The sequence below is a fragment of the Arthrobacter sp. LjRoot14 genome (genome assembly GCF_964253905.1).
Taxonomy (GTDB): domain Bacteria; phylum Actinomycetota; class Actinomycetes; order Actinomycetales; family Micrococcaceae; genus Arthrobacter.
Map to the genome: position 1 here is coordinate 4,677,079 of NZ_CAXURL020000001.1, position 15,047 is coordinate 4,692,125.

General features: G+C 67.8%; 16 protein-coding genes. 7 read left to right on the forward strand and 9 right to left on the reverse strand.

What is annotated here, in order from left to right; genetic code table 11:
- Window positions 1-218: 218 nt before the first annotated feature.
- From ACSQ12_RS21230 to ACSQ12_RS21255, 6 genes are all read left to right on the forward strand, one after another.
- Window positions 219-1,058, forward strand: a complete 840-nt coding sequence (locus ACSQ12_RS21230; RefSeq protein ID WP_436066816.1) for an amino acid-binding protein — start codon at window positions 219-221, stop codon at window positions 1,056-1,058.
- Between the two features lie 253 nt (window positions 1,059-1,311).
- Complete coding sequence (locus tag ACSQ12_RS21235; protein WP_436066817.1) at window positions 1,312-2,670, forward strand: MFS transporter; 1,359 nt, start codon at window positions 1,312-1,314, stop codon at window positions 2,668-2,670.
- A gap of 84 nt (window positions 2,671-2,754) precedes the next feature.
- Window positions 2,755-3,438: a GntR family transcriptional regulator gene (locus ACSQ12_RS21240; RefSeq protein WP_436066818.1), complete on the forward strand. Its 684-nt coding sequence runs from the start codon at window positions 2,755-2,757 to the stop codon at window positions 3,436-3,438.
- The gene (locus ACSQ12_RS21245) at window positions 3,435-4,274 is read left to right on the forward strand and encodes an aspartate/glutamate racemase family protein (RefSeq protein ID WP_436066819.1); all 840 of its coding nucleotides are present in this window, start codon (window positions 3,435-3,437) and stop codon (window positions 4,272-4,274) included. Before ACSQ12_RS21240 ends, ACSQ12_RS21245 begins: the two co-directional genes overlap by 4 nt.
- A 10-nt stretch (window positions 4,275-4,284) precedes the next feature.
- A complete protein-coding gene (locus ACSQ12_RS21250; RefSeq protein WP_436066820.1) occupies window positions 4,285-5,718 on the forward strand; it encodes an amidohydrolase family protein in 1,434 nt (477 codons plus the stop codon).
- Between the two features lie 8 nt (window positions 5,719-5,726).
- Window positions 5,727-6,455: a maleate cis-trans isomerase family protein gene (locus ACSQ12_RS21255; protein WP_436066821.1), complete on the forward strand. Its 729-nt coding sequence runs from the start codon at window positions 5,727-5,729 to the stop codon at window positions 6,453-6,455.
- 85 nt (window positions 6,456-6,540) lie between these two features.
- On the opposite strand, the gene ACSQ12_RS21260 is transcribed toward ACSQ12_RS21255, so the two are convergent.
- Complete coding sequence (locus ACSQ12_RS21260) at window positions 6,541-7,527, reverse strand: diacylglycerol/lipid kinase family protein (RefSeq protein WP_436066822.1); 987 nt, start codon at window positions 7,525-7,527, stop codon at window positions 6,541-6,543.
- A gap of 109 nt (window positions 7,528-7,636) precedes the next feature.
- On the opposite strand from ACSQ12_RS21260, the gene ACSQ12_RS21265 reads away from it, so the two are divergent.
- The gene (locus ACSQ12_RS21265; RefSeq protein WP_209741888.1) at window positions 7,637-8,113 is read left to right on the forward strand and encodes a pyridoxamine 5'-phosphate oxidase family protein; all 477 of its coding nucleotides are present in this window, start codon (window positions 7,637-7,639) and stop codon (window positions 8,111-8,113) included.
- On the opposite strand, the gene ACSQ12_RS21270 is transcribed toward ACSQ12_RS21265, so the two are convergent.
- The 8 genes from ACSQ12_RS21270 to pcaG form a co-directional block, all read right to left on the reverse strand.
- Window positions 8,110-8,934 (reverse strand): IclR family transcriptional regulator domain-containing protein, encoded by an 825-nt coding sequence (locus tag ACSQ12_RS21270; RefSeq protein WP_209741887.1) that lies wholly within the window; start codon window positions 8,932-8,934, stop codon window positions 8,110-8,112. The genes ACSQ12_RS21265 and ACSQ12_RS21270 overlap by 4 nt on opposite strands.
- Window positions 8,935-9,041: 107 nt before the next feature.
- Complete coding sequence (locus tag ACSQ12_RS21275; RefSeq protein ID WP_209741886.1) at window positions 9,042-9,737, reverse strand: 3-oxoacid CoA-transferase subunit B; 696 nt, start codon at window positions 9,735-9,737, stop codon at window positions 9,042-9,044.
- Between the two features lies 1 nt (window position 9,738).
- On the reverse strand, window positions 9,739-10,413 hold the full coding sequence (locus ACSQ12_RS21280) for a 3-oxoacid CoA-transferase subunit A (protein ID WP_436066823.1): 675 nt from the start codon (window positions 10,411-10,413) through the stop codon (window positions 9,739-9,741).
- Window positions 10,414-10,417: 4 nt separating this feature from the next.
- Window positions 10,418-11,617, reverse strand: coding sequence for a thiolase family protein (locus ACSQ12_RS21285; protein WP_436066824.1), 1,200 nt, complete (start codon window positions 11,615-11,617; stop codon window positions 10,418-10,420).
- An 83-nt stretch (window positions 11,618-11,700) separates the two neighbouring features.
- Entirely contained in the window at window positions 11,701-12,162 is a 462-nt protein-coding gene (pcaC, locus tag ACSQ12_RS21290; RefSeq protein ID WP_436066825.1) for a 4-carboxymuconolactone decarboxylase, read from the reverse strand.
- Window positions 12,159-12,977 (reverse strand): alpha/beta fold hydrolase, encoded by an 819-nt coding sequence (locus tag ACSQ12_RS21295; protein ID WP_436066826.1) that lies wholly within the window; start codon window positions 12,975-12,977, stop codon window positions 12,159-12,161. The genes pcaC and ACSQ12_RS21295 overlap by 4 nt, the downstream gene beginning before the upstream one ends.
- Window positions 12,970-14,460 (reverse strand): lyase family protein, encoded by a 1,491-nt coding sequence (locus ACSQ12_RS21300; RefSeq protein ID WP_436067042.1) that lies wholly within the window; start codon window positions 14,458-14,460, stop codon window positions 12,970-12,972. Before ACSQ12_RS21300 ends, ACSQ12_RS21295 begins: the two co-directional genes overlap by 8 nt.
- Before the next feature lie 11 nt (window positions 14,461-14,471).
- Window positions 14,472-15,047, reverse strand: a complete 576-nt coding sequence (gene pcaG, locus ACSQ12_RS21305; RefSeq protein ID WP_436066827.1) for a protocatechuate 3,4-dioxygenase subunit alpha — start codon at window positions 15,045-15,047, stop codon at window positions 14,472-14,474.

Sequence of the window (15,047 nt, forward strand, 5' to 3'; positions counted from 1 at the left end):
CGGACCGTTAGGTGGGCGGGCGGAAACTACGTGCGGGTCTTAAGGCCCTGACACCCGGGACTACCTGCTTGAGCATCTGAACCGGGCTGTGGCCGGCCCCTCCCGGCCACAGCCTCCGGCCGGGGCAAGTACTCCAAAAATCCGCGCCATTTCACGGATGTTGGCGATCGTGACGCGGTCGCAACGCCATTGAAACAGGGCCCCGCCATGATGTGAGTATGAAGCGCAAGGCACCGTCCCCCGAACCGGCCGACCTGAGCTGCGAAGTTTGCGGCCAGATGCCGGAACCCACAAAAGCACGGCTGACCCTGGCGAATATCGCCGTTATGCTGCCCATCGAGCTCCTGGTGCACGCGGCTGTAGTGGAGACCCACCTCCCGTACGTGGCCAAGGTCCTGGTCCTTACCCTGACCGCAACAGTGCTGGTGATCTGGGTGGCCGAGCCTTCCGCCGCCCGGATGCTGAGGAGCTGGCTGCACGCTCCCGCCCTGCGGCACCGCAGGCGGCTGAATACCGCACCTGCCCTCTGGCGGGCACGCACCGTGCTGCGCGACCAGCCCGGGTCGCTTCAGAAAATCACCCAGGCGCTGGCCCGGCTTGACACCAACATCCTCAGCATCCACCTCCATCCGGTGGCGGGCGGCGTACTCGACGAGTTCGTCCTCTCCGCGCCCGGGAATCTCGGTGAACGTGAGCTCCTGGAGGCCCTGCGCGACGGCGGCGGCAGGCATCCGCACGTCTGGCCCACCACGGCCCTGGCCATGGCGGACGGCCAGACCAGGGCACTAAGCCTCGCCGCCCGGATTGCGGGCAACCCGGATGAGCTTCCGCTGGCCGTCGCCGAGCTGCTTTCCGCCAGGATTGTCCACTCCGCTGCTGAAGGGCGCCGGGAACTCCTGGCCACAGCCGACGCCGGGACGGTGCTGAAGATCCCGACGGCGTGGCACGGACCCGTCACCTTCCACCGTCCCGGCGAACCGTTCACTCCGGCGGAATCGGCGCGGGCCCACCGGCTGGCGGAGCTCGCGGAGATTCTGGCGCATAGCGACAGCCGGTAGTCACAATCGGTAAATAGGCTGCCCCGGCGGGCAGCGCGCGGAAAACCCTTGACAGTGGCGGGGCTCACTTCTATCTTTAATTTTGGGATCCCAAAACGGGATCCCAAAAGTGACCACCATCCCGGAACCTGGCGCCCCGAGCGGCGTACCCAGAGCCAGGCCTGGAGAGTAAGGCCCCGCCGGATCCGGCCGTGGCCAGCCATAACACCAGAGTCTTTCCCCTGCCCGCAATCTTCCCCGTGAAGGAGAAGCTGTGTCTCTTCCAAGTACCGAAACTTCCAGCACCGATCCCACCGCAGTTCAATCCCCTGAGGACCAGGCCGGCAAGGACGGCGTGCAACGGCGCACCAACGTCCGCTGGAAGCTCTTCCTGCTGCTCCTCGTCCTGGTGGCCGTCAATTACATCGACCGCGGCTCCATCTCGGTGGCGCTCCCCATCATCCAAAAGGAATTCAACCTCGCCCCCGAACTCGTGGGCCTGCTGCTCTCCGCCTTCTTCTGGACCTATGCCCTGATGCAGATCCCGGTCGGCCTGCTGATCGACAAGTTCGGCCCGCGCAAGGTCATGACCGCTTCCTGCGTGGGCTGGGGCGCCGCAACGGCGGCCTCCGGCATGGCCGGCGGCTTCCTCAGCATGTTCATCGCCCGGCTCGGCATCGGCGTCACCGAAGCCGGTGTCATGCCGGCCGGCGGCAAGCTCAACGCGATCTGGATGCACAAGTCGGAACGCGGCCGGGGCGCCACCATCCTGGACGCCGGCGCTCCGCTCGGCGCCGGGCTCGGCGGCATCCTGATCGCCGGCCTCATCGCCGCCACCGGCAGCTGGCGCAGTTCATTCGTCATCGCCGGCGCCGCCACGGTCCTGATGGGCCTGGCCGTCTGGTGGTACGTCCGGGACAACCCGCGCCAGCACCGCGGAGTCAACGCCGCCGAGGCCGAATACATCGAGGCCTCCCACGCGGCCGAGGACGCCGAGGCCGAGCTGGACGGCAGCAAAGGCAAGCGGGCCCTGCTCCCCTACCTGAAATTCCGTTCCTTCTGGGCCATGTGCTTCGGCTGGCTGGGCTTCAACGGAGTGTTCTACGGCCTGCTCACCTGGGGCCCGCTGTACCTCGCCCAGGCCAAGGGCTTCGACCTGAAGACCATCGGCTGGTCCACGTTCGTGATCTTCGGTGCGGGCTTCGTCGGGGAGATCCTGGGCGGCACCCTTGCCGACAAATGGCGGGCAGCCGGCGCCTCCGCCAACCGCGTCATGCGCACGCTGCTGGGCATCTCCAGTGTTGTGGTGGTGGGCGGCCTCGTCGGGGTGACCGTCGTGGCAGACCCGACCACCGCCGTCGTACTCCTCTCCGTGGTGATGTTCTTCCTCCGCTGGGTTGGCCTGTTCTGGAGCATTCCCTCCATCCTGGGCGGCCGGACCAACGCCGGCGTCCTCGGCGGGGCGATGAACTTCAGCGGCAACATCTCCGGCTTCGTCACCCCGATCGCCGTCGGCCTGATCGTGGGCGCCACCGGCTCCTACACCTGGGCGCTGCTGTACTTCGTCGGGTCCGCGATCATCATGGGCGTGTCCGTCCTGGTGCTCGACTACAACAAGCGCCTCCCTGTCTAAGCTGGCAGCCCTAAGCTAGGCACCGCAGCACCCCCTCCCGGCGCCGGGAGCGCACTACCCGTCAAGAAACCCGAATGGAGCACCATGCTTACCGCAGAAGAAACCCAGGACAAGGAACGCCCCCTCCGCGAGACCGTCCGGGACACGCTCCGCACCAGGATCTTCGAAGGGCACTACGCTCCCGGCACCCGGCTGGTGGAACGGGACCTGGCAGCCGAGTTCAACGTCTCGCGGCTGCCTGTCCGGGAAGCGCTGCGGATGCTGCGCCAGGAAGGCCTCCTCAGCGACCGGGGCGCCCGCGGTGCCGAGGTCAGCTCGCTCAGCCCCAAGGATGTGGAGGACCTCTTCGACGTCCGCCAGTCGTTGGAGGTACTGGCCTGCCGGCTGGCTGCCGTCCGCGCCACCGGCGAGGACCGTGAGTACCTTGCCGGGCTGCTGGACGAGGCCGAACGCTGCCTCGCCAAGGGCGCCGTCATGGAGGCCCACCGCGCCAACAGCGAATTCCACGATGCCATCACCCGGATCGCGGACAACGGCTTCCTCAGGTCTGCCCTGGAGCCGCTGCAGGGCCGCATGCACTGGCTGTTCCGGCACGTGAGCGACCTGCCCGAACTGATCCGGGAGCACCGGGAACTCTACGCCGCCATCGCCAGCGGCGACCCGGACCGCGCCGCGGCCCAGTCGGCGTCGCACATCGGCAAATACCGCGAACAGTTCCCCGACGACTTCCAGAAAACTGAACCCGCCCTGCACCGGAAGAAAAAATGAAACTCCTCGTCATCAACCCCAATATCAGCGACGACGTCACGGCGCTGATCGAATCGGAGGCCCTGCGCTCCGCCTCGCCGGACACCGAACTGGTGGTCCGCACCGCCGCGTACGGTGTCGAATACATCGAAACCCGCTTCGAGTCCCTGATCGCCGCCGGCGCGGTGGCCGAGGTGATCGCCGAATACGCCGCGGGAACCGCCGACGACGGCCCGTCTGTCGGCGCCGACCGCGCGGACCGCATCGACGCGGCACCCATCGACGGAGTCGTCGTCGCAGCCTTCGGCGATCCGGGAATGCCCGCCCTGAAGGAGCTCACGGACGTCCCCGTCATCGGCATCACGGAGGCCGCGCTGTGCGCCGCCGCCCTGCAGGGCCACCGTTTCTCCATCATCGCCATCTCCGACCGGATCCGGCCCTGGTACCTCGACTGTGTGGAGCGCTTCGGCCTCGGCGGCCGGCTGGCCTCCATCCGCTCCATCAATGAGGCGCTGAACGGCATCGGCTCCGTGCAGCAGGACTTCAAGGAAACGCTGCTGGCACTCAGCCGGCAGGCCGTCGCGGAGGACGGGGCCGACGTCGTGATCCTCGCCGGCGCGCCCCTCGCCGGCCTGGCCCGCGAACTTAGCGGCCAGATCCCGGTTCCGGTGGTGGACGGCATCTCCGCCGGCATCCGCATGGCGGAGGCCGTCGTCGGACTTCAATCCGGCCCGCACCGGGCTGGTGCCTTCGCGCCGCCACCCGTCAAGGCCCGCAAGGGACTCTCCGAAAACCTCGACGCCGCCCTGGCCGCCGCACAGTCAGCACAGACAGAACGCACCGCTTCAAAGAACTAGGAGGACAAAGATGTCCCGCATTCCCGACCTCGTCATCGCCCACGGCACCGTGGTCAACAGCTTCGGCCGCCGGTCCGCCCACGTGGTGGTCCGCGACGGCCGCGTGGAGCAGCTCATCGACGCCGCGGAACCCGTCCCCGCGGCAGTCCGCACCATCGACGCCACCGGACAACTGGTGATTCCGGGCGGCGTGGACGGCCATTGCCATGTGGCCCAGGTAACCGGCCGCTTCCGCACCCTGGACGACTACCGCACCACCTCCACCGCGGCACTGTGGGGCGGCACCACCACCATCATCGACTTCGGCATTCCCCGCGACGCGCAGGAAACCCCGCTGGCTGCCGTGCTGCACAAGAAGGAGCTGGCGCTGGAATCCCGCTGCGACGTCGCCCTGCACGGCTCCGTGGTCAGCTGGGACGAGACCGTGCCCTGGCAGCTGGAGCAGCTCGCCGCCGAGGGTGTGCGCTCGGTGAAGATGTACACCACCAACCGCGGAACCACCATGGCGGACGGCGATACCATCCTGAAAGTGATGCGCGAGATGGTCCGGCTGGACGGCCTCACCTACATCCACGCCGAACACGACCCCATCATCAGCGACTGCACGCAGCAGCACGCCGACGACGGCAGGATCGGCATCGAACACCTGCACCGGACCCGTCCGGAGCTGGCCGAGGAAATCTCGGTCAAGGAAACCCTGGCCATGGCCGAATACACCAAGGCACCGGTGTACTTCGTGCACCAGTCCACGCCGGGCGCCGTGGACCTGGTCACCGGGGCCCGGGCCCGCGGCCAGGAAGCCTACTCCGAGACCTGCCCGCATTACCTCACCCTCGATGACACGGTGTACGGCTCCGCTTTCCCCGAGTGGTACGCCTGCTGCCCTCCCATGCGCAGCCCCGAAACCGTCGCCGCGCTCAAGGAACGGCTGGCCGACGGTGCCATCCACACTGTTTCCTCGGACCACTCCTGCTACGACCTGTCGCAGAAGCGCGAGCGCACGGACGACATCCGCGCCATGCCGCACGGCCTGCCCGGTGTGGAAACCCGGATGCCGGTCACGTTCACGGCCATGGCGTCCGCCGGCAGTTCGGTGGAGGACTTTGTGGAGGTCTTCGCCGCCGGCCCGGCCCGCATCAACGCCGTTCCCGGCAAGGGAACCATCGCCGAGGGCTTCGACGCCGACCTGGTGATCTTCGATCCCGCCGAGGAACGGGTAGTGGACGGCGGGGCACTGCACATGGGCACTGACTTCTCGCCGTTCGACGGCCGGGCACTCACCGGCTGGCCCGCCGTTGTGGTCTCCGCAGGACGGGTGGTGCTCGACGGCGGCGGCTTCCACGATCCCGGCGCCGTGGGGCGTTTCGTGGCCCGGAACGGTTTCCGCGCGCATCTGTCCGCCGCGACGGCTCCCGCCGCAGCCGCCCTGTCCGCAGCAAAGTAGGAGCACCCATGCCTTCTGAAGTACGCAAGACCCGCATCGGCATGATCGTGCCGTCCTCCAACACCTGCCTGGAGCCGCAGAGCTACCGCATCCTGGGCGACCGGGACGACGTCACCATCCATTTCACCCGGATCCCGGTCACCCGGATCGCCCTGGACGATTCCTCGGACAAGCAGTTTGATCCCGCCGTGATGAGGACTGCCGCCGAACTTCTGGCGACGGCGGACGTGGACGTCATCGCCTGGAACGGGACGTCAGGTTCGTGGCTCGGCGCCGGCCACGACCGCGAACTGGTCGGCGAGATCGTCGACGCGACGGGCATCCCGGCCACCACGTCCACGCTCGCCTATCTGGCGGCTTTCGAGTCCTTCAGCATGGAACGGATCGGGCTCTTCACGCCGTACACGGCGGACGTCAACCACGCCATCATGGCCTCCTACGAGCGGGACGGCATCAAAACCATCGGCCACCGGGCCCTGGGGCTGAGCGACAACGAGTCCTTCGCCCGGGTCACGGAGGACGAAATGCGGCCGGGGTCGCTGGAGCTCGCGGCGGCACGGCCGGACGCCCTGGTCTACCTCTGCACCAACCTGTACGGCGCCAACATCGCAGCGGAAGTGGAATCAGAAACCGGCGTACCGGTGCTGGACTCCGTGGCCGTCACTTTGTGGCACTGCCTCAAACTTGCCGGGTCCCCCTTGCTCGCACCGAGGTGGGGCAGGCTGCTCACGGACTGATCCAGCCCGGGCAAGAACCGACGGCGGTCCGTCCACTGGGAGCGGGCCGCCGTCGAACCTTTTTGACTCTGTTGCGCGCTGCCTTCTAGGCGGCAGCCGGCGCGTTCATCCTGACCGTTAGCGCTCCGGGGAGCATGGTCATGCGGACGTGCTTGCCGTCGCCCTCATGGTCGCCGTCGAGCTGGTAGTCGTCGGCGTGCTCAAGGGTGATCTCCACGTCCTTGCCCTGGAAGTACTCCACGGACGTGTCCTTGCCTTTGCCCTTGCCGAGCATCCCGGCCACAACGGAGAACCAGCCGAGCTTGCCCCGGGGCGCCAGGACCACAACATCCAGCAGGCCGTCATCCACCTTCGCATCCGGGAAGATTTCCAGGCCGCCCTGGACCTTGCCGCAGTTCCCCACCATGACGCTGCGGACGCGGCGGTGGACCACTGATTTACCGTCGATGACAATGCTCGCCTTCACCGGTTTGCCCGGAAGGTTCCTGATGCCCGCATCGACGTAGGCCAGCCAGCCCACCTTGTCTTTCAGGTCCTCATTCGTGTCCGCCATGATGGTGGCGTCGTAGCCCACACCGGCCATCACCAGGAAGTGCTGCTCCTTGTCCGGATCGCTCCGGACTGCACGGACCACGTCGATCTTGCGGTCCTCGCCCGTCAGGGCGCCCGCCATGGCGCCTTCAATATCGGTGACATCCATGCCGAGGTTGCGGGCCAGCAGGTTTCCCGTGCCCAGCGGCAGCAGACCCATGGGCGTGGAGGTGCCGGAAAGGACCTCAGCCACGCACCGTACGGTGCCGTCGCCGCCGGCGGCAATCACGACGTCGGCCCCGCGGCTCAGCGCTTCCTTCGCCTGTCCGACCCCCGGGTCGTCCTTCGTGGTTTCGATCCACATGGGCTCATCCCAGCCCGCATCTGCGCAGTGCTTGGCCATCAGGCCGCGAACATCGAAGTCGACGGGCTTGGCCGGGTTGATGATGACGGCGGCGCGCTTGGGGCCGGGACCGGCCTGGGGCGCGGCGTTGCCTTCCGGAGCGTTCGTATTCTCCGGCTCATTGTTGTGCTGGGTCATGGCATCCTTCACGGGCAAATGGTCGGGGGTTCTCCTCATGTGAAGCGTAACTGAAAACAGGGTCTTACTGCCTTGCCGCAACGCGGACCGGACGCCTAGGCTCAGCACCATGAATACCTCTGGGCCGGGGCCGGAAATAACAGAACTCACCGTCCGTGAATGCTGGCGGCACCTTCGCTCCGCCTCCGTGGGACGGCTGGCTGTCATCAGCAATGCCGCGCCGGAAATCTTTCCGGTGAACTACCTGCCGGATGAAGGCACGGTGATTTTCCGGACCGGCCCCGGGACCAAGCTGGACGCTGTTCTCGCCGGGGAGCCGGTGGTCCTTGAAGCCGACGGGCTGAACGTCTACGGAACCATCGCGTGGAGCGTGGTGGTCAAGGGGGTCGCAGAGGCCGTGCAGCCGGGCGAGGACGCTCCTGCCGAAACGCCGTCGCCGTGGCAGGAGGGTGCCAAGGACGTCCTGGTCCGGATCACGCCCAGCGAACTGACCGGGCGCCGCTTTGTCATCGGCCCGCCCACCAAATGGTGGCCGCCCGTGGAGCCGATCACACCGGGGAACGACGGAATGACCTCAACGGGCTAATGCTTGGCTGAAAGGTCCGCGGAAATCAGCCGGGCCGTCTCAACAGTTTCCTTCCTGACCATCTCCAGGTAGGCCTTGGGATCCGGTTTCGCGGCCACCGACTGCGCCTGCAGGGACACGTTGATCGCCGCCACCACCTTCGTCGGGCCGTGGTACACCGGCGCCGCAACGGACATCAGGCCAAGTTCGAGCTCCTGGTCCAGAAGGCACCAGCCCTGCGCGCGGACCGTGTCCAGCGCGGCCACAAGGTCGTTCGTGGTACCGATGGCCCGGGGAGTGAGCGGCTTGATCTCAGCCTCCGCGAGGTACTGCTTCAGTGCGGCCGGCGGCAGCGCCGCGAGCAGCACGCGGCCCATGGAGGTGGCGTAGGCCGGGAAGCGGGTCCCCACCGTGATGCCCACGTTCATGATCCGACGGGTGGTGACCCGCGCGATGTAGGCGATGTCCTTCCCGTCCAGGACGGCGGCCGACGTCGACTCCCCCAGCCGCAGCGAAAGCTCCTCAAGGTGCGGCTGGGCGAGCTGGGGCAGCGACAGCCCGGACAGGTAGGCGTAGCCGAGCTGCAGCACCTGCGCGGTGAGCGCGAAGGTCTTCCCGTCCGTGCGCACGTAGCCCAGCTCCACGAGGGTGTGCAGGAAGCGGCGCGCGGTGGCGCGGGTCAGGTCCGTCCGTGCAGCCACTTCGGTGAGCGTCATCACCGGGTGGTCGGTATCGAAGGCGCGGATCACTGCCAGCCCGCGGGCGAGGGACTGGACGTACTGGTCACTGGCCTGGGGTGCAGAGGAAGGCCTGGGCGCGGTCTCGGCTGCTGCGTCGGTCATGGTTACCAATCCTATTAGCCCGCACCCGCTCCCCCGGGCGCGAAGCGGCAGCGAATGACCTCAGATCGGGGCTTTGGGGTCATTGGCTGCCAGTTCGCGCTGGTGGATTAGCGCTCGACGGCGGGGGCTGCCGTGAGGGGGACCGGCACCAGGGCCTGGAGCTCCTCGAGGGTGCAGCCGAACGTTTCGCGGACCTGGACGCCGTCCGGGCCGGTCAGGAACACGGCCTTGTCTGTGTACACGCGGGTCACGCAGCCGACGCCGGTGAGCGGGTAGGTGCAGGCCTCCACAATCTTGGACGCGCCGTCGCGGGTCAGGAGCGTCATCATCACAAACACGTCCTTCGCCCCGGTGGCAAGGTCCATGGCGCCGCCCACCGCGGGGATGGCGTCCGGCGCGCCGGTGTGCCAGTTGGCGAGGTCACCGGTGGCCGAGACCTGGAACGCGCCGAGGACGCAGATATCCAGGTGCCCGCCGCGCATGATCGCGAAGGAGTCGGCGTGGTGGAAGTAGGACGCCCCCGGCAGTTCGGTCACGGGGATCTTGCCGGCGTTGATGAGGTCTTCATCAATCTCATCGCCCTTGGCTTCCGGGCCCATGCCCAGCATCCCGTTCTCGGTGTGGAGCGTGATGTTCTGCTCCGGTTCGAGGTAGTTGGAGACCAAAGTGGGCTGGCCGATGCCAAGGTTCACGAAAGAGCCGGGCTTGATGTCCTTCGCCACCAGCCGGGCGAGGTCGTCGCGGCCCAGGGGCTGCTCGCTGCTCTGGATCGAGCCGGTCTCGCGGCTTGTCTGTGCGCTCATATCAGGCCGCCTTCACTGAGTTGACGCGAACAATGCTGTTCACGTAGATGCCGGGGGTCACGACGTTCTCCGGGTCGAGTCCGCCGGTGGGCACAATCTCGGAGACCTGGACAATGGTGTGCTTCGCGGCGGCGGCCATGATCGGGCCGAAGTTCCGCGCGGTCTTGCGGTACACCAGGTTCCCGACGCCGTCCGCCTTGAGCGCCTTGATCAGGGCCACGTCGGCGTGGATGGGCGTCTCGAACACCTGGCCGCGGCCGTCCAGGATGCGGGTTTCCTTGCCCTCGGCCAGCATGGTTCCGTACCCGGTGGGCGTGAAGAATCCGCCGATGCCGGCTCCCGCGGCACGGATGCGCTCGGCCAGGTTGCCCTGCGGAACGAGTTCCAGTTCGATCTCGCCGGCCTTGTATTTGGCGTCGAAGTGCCAGGAGTCGGACTGCCGCGGGAAGGAGCAGATCATCTTCTTCACCCGGCCTTCCTTGATGAGCAGCGCCAGGCCCTGGTCGCCCTGGCCGGCGTTGTTGTTCACCACGGTGAGCTCGCGGGCGCCGCAGTCCAGCAGCGCGTCGATCAGTTCAAACGGCTGCCCGGCGTTGCCGAAGCCGCCGATCATCACCGTGGAACCGTCCTTGATGCCGGCGACGGCCTCGCCGACAGTGTCAATGAAATTCAGCATGTTCTTAGCCCTTAGCTCCCGAGGTGACGTTTTCGAGCACGACGGCGAGGCCCTGGCCGACGCCGATGCAGATCGCGGCGACGCCCCAGCGTTCCCCGGAGGCCTGCAGGGACCGGGCCAGGGTGCCGAGGATGCGGCCGCCGGAGGCACCGAGGGGGTGGCCCATGGCGATCGCGCCGCCGTGCCGGTTCACAATTGCGTGGTCGATGCCCCAGGCGTTGATGCAGGCCAGGGACTGCGCGGCAAACGCTTCGTTCAGTTCGACGGCGCCCACCTGGTCCCAGCCGATGCCCGCTTTCGCGAGGGCCTTGTTCGCGGCCTCCACCGGCGCGTAGCCGAAGTACTGCGGATCGTTTGCGTGCGCCCCGCGGCCCGCGATCCGGGCCAACGGCTCCATGCCCAGGATCCCGGCGGCGTTCTCCGACCCGATCCAGGCCGCGGACGCCCCGTCAGAGAGCGGGGACGCGTTCCCGGCCGTGACGGTGCCGTTCTCGGTGCGGAACACGGTCTTCAAACCGGCGAGCTTCTCCGCCGAGGACCCGGCCCGGATCCCCTCGTCGCGGACCAGGTCGGTGCCCGGCACCGGCGCCACCAGGTTGTCATAGAACCCCTCATCCCAGGCTGCGGCGGCGAGGTTGTGGGAGTTCGCAGAGAACTCGTCCTGCTGCTCGCGGGTGACGCCGTACCTCTCGCGCAGGCGTTCGGTGGCCTCACCCAGCGAGATGGTCCAGTCCTTGGGCATGGCCTTGTTCACCAGCCGCCAGCCCAGCGTGGTGGAGGCCAGGTTCAGGTCCCCGGCGGGGTACGGTTTCTCGGTCTTAGGCAGCACCCAGGGTGCACGGGACATCGACTCCGCCCCGCCGATCAGCATCAGCTCCGCGTCCCCGGCGTTCACCTGGCGCGAAGCGATAATCGCCGCGTCCAGCGAGGATCCGCAGAGCCGGTTCACCGTGGTGCCCGGGATCGAAACGGGAAGCCCGGCCAGCAGGGTGCCCATCCGGGCGACGTTACGGTTCTCCTCGCCCGCGCCGTTGGCGTTGCCGAACACCACCTCGTCTATCCGCTCCACGTCGAGCTTCGGAGCGCGCCGGACGATCTCCCCGATCACGTGCGCGGCCAGGTCATCCGGGCGGACGCCAGCGAGGCCGGAGCCGAACTTCCCGAACGGCGTGCGCACGGCGTCGTACACAAAAGCTTCATTCATAACTATTCCTTTAGATTCTGGCGGGCCCCAACTGGGTAGCAATTAATGTCGTGAAACTCGTCTTTCACGACATTAACTGCGAGCTAGTTGGGCGCTGCGGCGTCCATTTCCTTAAAGACCTGTTGCGCTGTCTTGAAAGCGGTGTTGGCGGAGGGAACTCCGCAGTAAATGGCGGTCTGCAGCAGGATTTCCTTGATCTCGTCCCTGCTCAGGCCGTTGGTGATGGCTGCGCGGATGTGCATGGCCAGTTCTTCCCAGTGCCCGTGCGCCACCATGGCGGTGATCGTGACGGCGGAGCGCATCTGCCGGGTCAGGCCCGGCCGGGTCCAGATGCCACCCCAGGCGATGCGGGTGATCATGTCCTGGAAGTCTTCGGTGAAGGAGTCCTTGTTGGCGTTGGCGCGGTCAACGTGCGCGGCACCCAGCACCTCGCGGCGGACCACCATGCCGCCGTCGTAGATTTCCTGGCTGGTGGCACCCGGCTGGACGACCCCGTGCCGTTCCGGGCCGGCGGATCCCCCGCCGGGGGTCCCCGGGCCGGTCACTTGGCCGCTCCGCTGGTTTCACTCCAGGTGATGAGGCTCCGCAGCAGTTCGGCAACGTGGGCGGGGGCCTCGAACGGAGCCAGGTGTGCCACTCCCTCCAGTGTCACGGCGTTTGCGGTTCCGCCGCCGGCGGTGATTCCTTCGACGATCTCCTTGGCAAACGACGGCGGCACAACGGAGTCCTCCGCGCCGGCCACCGCCTGGGTGGGAACACGGATGCTGCCCAGCTCGGCGCGGACGTCGAAGCCGGCAAGTGCTTCGCAGCAGAAGGCGTAGCTGAAACGGTCGGCATCGCGCAGGGAGTGAAGGAGCCGGCCGCTGAGCTCCGGTTCGCGATCCATAAAGCCGGGCGCGAACCAGCGCTCGGCTGAGCCCTGGATCATCACGGGCGTGCCCTGGGTGCGGACGGTCTCCGCGCGCTCCAGCCAGCCTTCGGGCGTGCCGATCTTGGCGCCGGTGCACTGCACCGACAGGCTCTTGAGGCGTTCGCCGTGCTTGATTCCCAGCTGCAGCCCGATGGCCCCGCCGAGCGACACGCCGGCGTAATGGAACCTCTGGCCCGGGGCAATCGAGTCAACGAGGTCGACGACGGCGTCAGCCAGTTCGGCGACGTCGAACGTTTCCGTCGCGGCCGGTGACACGCCGTGCCCGGGCAGGTCCCAGGCGACGACGTCGTAGTCGGTCCCGAGCAGGGCGCCGGCCTGGGTCCACAGCAGCGAGGACGTCCCCAGTGACGGGCCCACCACCAGCAGGGGCTTGTCCCCCAGCGGGCGCTGGGGGGAGAGCAGTACTGCCTTGACTGTTGGTCTAGCCACGGGGGTCTCCGTTCAGGTCTGTTTCGGTGGTTGTTCCGGCGGGAATGGCGTGGCCGGCGGCGGCCGGTGGTTCGCCGCTGCCGGCAAAGTCGGGGAAAGCGGCCAGGATGCGGCGGGATATTTCAGCGGCCTGCCCCAGGTAGTTGGCAGGATCCAGGAGTTCTTCCAGCCGTTCGTCGGACAGGGCGCTGGCGGGAACGGCCTCCCGCAGCAGTCGGCGGTATGTTTCGGACTGCTCGGCGGGCGGGGCCTGGAGCGTCCGGTCCACCACGTCCTGGAGCTGCTGCTTGCCGTTTCGGCCGTTCCGCTCATCGAGCAGTGGCTCCACGGCGGCGGACACTCCTTCGCTGAGCAGCAGCGGCCCGGACAGTTCCAGGTTGCGGCGCATGGCATCCGGGAAGACCTGCAGGCCCTCCGCGAGTTCCCGCAGGTGCCCGGCGGCGCCGAGGGCCAGCCGAAGGAGCTGGCGGAAGGCGGGCCATTCGCTGTGCCAGGCGCCGTCGGGACGTTCATCGTTGAAGTTGGCCGCTGCAAGGTGCAGCTGCGCGGCCTGGTTGGGTGCCTGCAGTGCGGCGCTGCGGACCAGCACGGACAGCACGGGGTTCTGCTTTTGCGGCATGGCCGAGGATACTCCGCGCCCGGCGGCCCGGGGTTCGGCGAGCTCTCCCACTTCCGGCCGGCTGAGGAACAGCACATCGCCGGCGATCTTGCCCAGCGCGTCCGTCACCGCGGCCAGGGCATCGCCCAGGGAGGTGACGGCCAGCCGGTTGGTGTGCCACGGTCCCGGGGCTGACGCCAGCCCAAGGTGTGCGGCCAGGTTGCCCGAGAGGTCGAAGGGTGTGTCCACCGAACCCTTGGTCAGCACTGTCCCGGCGGCCAGCGTTCCGGCGGCGCCGCCCGTCTGCAGCGGCCGCTCCACGGCCTCGAGGCGCCGGGCCGCAGCGGCCAGTCCGTGGAACCACTGCGCCGCCTTGAGCCCGAAAGTAAACGGCAGCGAGTGCTGCGTCAGGCTCCTGCCGACGCACAACGTGTCCGCATGCTGCTCCGCAAGTGCCGCCAGCGCCGTCGTGATCCCGCGAAGGTCGGCGAGGAGCATGTTAACGGCGTTCCTGGCCAGCAGCATCAGCGCCGAGTCCAGCACGTCCTGGCTGGTCAGCGAGGTGTGCACGGCCCCCACAGCGCCCAGATTGTCCGTGTCCAGGGCCTTGACCTGGGCACGGAGGTCAGCCAGCAGCGGGATGACCGGGTTGGCGCCGCCCTGTGCGCGGACGGCGAGGCCGGCCACGTCATAGCGGTCCGCGTCCGCTGCGGAAGCCACCACGGCGGCAGAGCCGGCCGGCGCGAGGCCGGCCTTCTCCAGCACCGAAGCCCAGCCGGCCTCAACGGCGAGAATCGCCGCCAGGACCGCCCCGTCCCCCGTCAGCGCCGCCACCAAAGGCGACGCCGACACGGGACTGAGGAGCCCGACGTCGCCGCCGAACACGTCAGGATCATTCACTTGGAGGCACTCTCGAAGTCGAGGAACACGGTTTCGCCCTCGCCCTGCAGCCGGATGTCCCAGGTGAGTCCGCCATCGGCGTCGCGGCGCGCAATCAGCGTGCTGCGGCGCTCCGGGTCCAGGGAGGACAGCAGCGGGTCGGCCGCAAGGGCTTCCTCGTTCTCCGGCAGGTACAACCGCGTGAAGAGCCGGTTCATCAGGCCGCGGGCAAACACGGCCACGGAGATGAAGGCGGCCGCGCCGGGCTCGGTGGGGCCGGGATTGACCGTGGTGAAGGTGTACACGCCGGTGTTGCCCACCGCGCTCCGGCCGAATCCGGTGAACGTGTAGCCGTCGCGGACCAGCGAACCGGTCCGGTGTACAACCTTGCCCTCTGAATCCGGCTGCCAGATTTCCAGGATCGCGTCCGGGATGGGGTGGCCGGCGCCGTCGTACACGGTGCCCTGCAGGCGGATGGAGCCCGGCGAACCCGGAGCCAGCAGTTCACGGTCCTTTTCGTACGGCAGTGCGTAGCCGTAGAAGGGGCCTACGGTCTGGCCGGGGGTGGGGGTCAGCTTGGTGGGGTTGCTCAT